We start from the raw sequence: 2,415 nt of genomic DNA on the forward strand, positions 1-2,415 counted from the left end.
TTGCGTAGTTTTGCTTAATCCCGAGCGGTAGTTCTGCGCGGGATGCGCCCCGGGCGCGTGCTTTAACCTCGGCGCGAACCGAAGTCACGAGGACGAAGCGCACGACCGGTGTCGTCGGGGCTCCGATCCTCGCGGAGGAGCGCCGATGAGTCACGAACACGACGACGTACGGAAAGCCCCGATCCCGGTCGAGATCTTCGAGCCCGAGCCGACCCCATCGGGCGTGGACCGCCGGACGTTCCTCATGCAGACCGCCCTCGTCGGCTCGGCGGCGGTCCTCTCCGGCTGCGGCACGCCGGTCCCGGCGCCGAAGGTCGAGGCGCCCCCCGCGCCGCCCGCCCCCGCCACGGGCCTCTCCGCCGACCTCGACGTGGTCAAGAAGGAGAAAGGCCCCGTCATGACGGTGATCGACGAGTTCTACAAGGTGGGCCCCGGCCCGTCGAGCTCGCACACGATCGGCCCGATGCGGATCACCTACGACTTCTACCAGCGCTGCACGAAGCTCCCGAAGGAGCAGCTCGACAAGGCGACGGCGATCCGCGTGCACCTGTTCGGCAGCCTCAGCGCGACCGGCAAGGGGCACGGGACCGAGCGCGCCGCCCTCGCCGGGATCATCGGAAAGGAGCCGGCGACCGTCGATCCGCTGTTCCTCGACAGCCTCGCGACGAACCCCGACCAGGTCTTTCCGGTCAAGCTCGGCGACAAGGAGTTCCAGGCGTCGCTGAAGGACGTGATCTACGACGCGCCGAAGGGGGACTTCCCGCATCCCAACACGCTGACCTGCAAGCTGATGGGCGGGGACGCCGTGCTCCTCGAGCAGGAGTACTACTCGGTCGGCGGCGGGTTCATCGAGTGGAAGGGGTACGAGCCGCCCAAGAAGGGTCAGCCGAAATACCCGTACGCCCGGATGAAGGAGCTGCAGGCGCACTGCGAGTCGAGCAAGCTCTCGATGGCGCAGGTCCTGATGGCCAACGAGGTCGCCGTCTCCGGGAAGAGCGAGGCCGAGGTCAACGCCTTCCTGGACAAGATCTCGGGCGCGATGGTCGCGATCGTGAAGTCGGGGCTCGGCGCGCCGCAGGCGGTTCTTCCCGGCCCGATCAAGCTCAAGACGAAGGCCGGCGAGGTGTACAAGCGCGCAATGGACGACGAATACGAGCGGCAGCGGGGCGTCGGGGTCGTCTCGGCCTACGCGCTCGCGGGCTCGGAGGAGAACGCGCGCGGCCACCTCGTCGTGACCGCACCGACCGGAGGGTCGGCGGGCGTCATTCCCGCCATCGTGTACGCGCTCGGCGAGGGGGGGCGCAAGCTGCCGCAGCAGAAGATCCGCGAAGGCCTTCTGGTCGGAGCGGCGATCGGTTACCTCTGCAAGCACAATGCGACCCTCGCCGGGGCGGAGGGCGGATGTCAGGCCGAGATCGGCGTCGCCTCCGCGATGGGCGCGGCGCTCATCTCCGCGGCGCACGACTTCCCCCACCAGGTCATCGCGAACGCCGCCGAGTCCGCCCTGGAGCATCACCTCGGGCTGACGTGCGATCCGGTGGCGGGATTCGTCCAGGTGCCGTGCATCGAGCGGTGCGCGTTCGGCGCGGTCAAGGCGTGGACCGGCTTCATGATCGCCAGCAACGAGATCCCGGCCGCGCGCCGCGTCGACTTCGACACGACCGTGGACGCGATGGCGCTGACCGCCAAGGAGATGAACTCCAAGTACAAGGAGACCTCGGAAGGCGGACTCGCCGTCTCCGTCGTGCTCTGCTAGGTCGCGGGTCGCCGCGCGGAGGCATCCATGAGTCCCGTCACCGGATCGGGCAAGTACGAGAGTCTGCTCGCGAAGTGCGAGAATCTGGAGCCGGTGCCGACCGCGGTCGTCCACCCCTGCGAAGCGAGCGCGCTCGCCGGAGCCGTCGAGGCCCGCTCGCTCGGGCTGATCGCGCCGATCCTCGTCGGTCCCAGGGCCGACATCGAGGCGCTCGCGAGGAAAGGCGGGATCGACCTCGGCGGCATCGAGATCGTCGATGTTCCCGACAGCCGCGCCGCCGCGGCGAAGGGCGTGGCGCTCGTGCGTGAGGGAAAGGCGGAGCTCCTGATGAAGGGGAGCCTTCACACGGACGAGCTTCTGGGTGCCGTGGTCGCGAAGGAGACCGGTCTTCGCACCGGCCGTCGCATCAGCCACGTGTTCCTGATGGACGTTCCCACCTACCCCAAGGTCCTGCTCGTCACCGACGCCGCGATCAACATCGCGCCGTCCCTCGAGGACAAGGTCGACATCTGCCAGAACGCGATCGACCTGGCCCGGTCCCTGGGCCTGGAGACGCCCAAGGTCGCAATCCTCGCGGCGGTCGAGACGGTCAACTCCAGGATGCCTTCGACGCTCGACGCGGCCGCGTTGTGCAAGATGGCCGAGCGGGGGCAGATCCG

At 68.7% G+C, this 2,415-nt stretch carries 2 protein-coding genes; both read left to right on the top strand.

Translation table 11 applies throughout. From position 1 onward, the window contains the following. The first annotated feature begins 145 nt into the window (after positions 1 to 145). Positions 146 to 1,756: an L-serine ammonia-lyase gene (locus tag VF139_19070; GenBank protein ID HEX6853506.1), complete on the top strand. Its 1,611-nt coding sequence runs from the start codon at positions 146 to 148 to the stop codon at positions 1,754 to 1,756. Between the two features lie 27 nt (positions 1,757 to 1,783). After that, on the top strand, positions 1,784 to 2,415 hold a 632-nt coding region (locus VF139_19075; GenBank protein HEX6853507.1), incomplete at its 3' end, for a bifunctional enoyl-CoA hydratase/phosphate acetyltransferase.

The sequence above is a fragment of the Candidatus Polarisedimenticolaceae bacterium genome (assembly GCA_036376135.1).
Lineage (GTDB): Bacteria > Acidobacteriota > Polarisedimenticolia > Polarisedimenticolales > DASRJG01 > DASVAW01.

Excerpts from the sequence above, each read along its gene's own strand:
- VF139_19070 (HEX6853506.1), top strand. The coding sequence starts at position 146 with ATGAGTCACGAACACGACGACGTACGGAAAGCCCCGATCCCGGTCGAG.